At 48.6% G+C, this 253-nt stretch carries 1 pseudogene; it reads left to right on the top strand.

From position 1 onward, the window contains the following. Positions 1 to 253, top strand: a pseudogene (locus tag SB660_RS22290) (ABC transporter permease); the annotation flags it as partial.

Raw genomic sequence — 253 nt, 5'->3', positions numbered from 1 at the left:
AAGGAACGGCCATTTACAGAACGCTCTTTTATCTGCCTTCGATCATCGGCGGGAGCGTCGCCGTGGCGATTATGTGGCGAAATATTTTTGGCAATGACGGGGTCATCAATGCGCTGCTGTTTTTTGTCGGGATTGATCAAAAAATTCTTTGGTACCAGAATCCGACAAGTGCGCTGTGGACATTGATTCTGCTGTCCGTCTGGCAGTTCGGGTCGTCAATGCTGATTTTTTTGGCCGGGCTGAAAAACATTCC

It is taken from the genome of Bacillus sp. SIMBA_005, assembly GCF_046535585.1.
Classification (GTDB): Bacteria; Bacillota; Bacilli; order Bacillales; family Bacillaceae; genus Bacillus; species Bacillus pumilus.
This window is presented reverse-complemented; position numbering and strand designations above follow the sequence as displayed.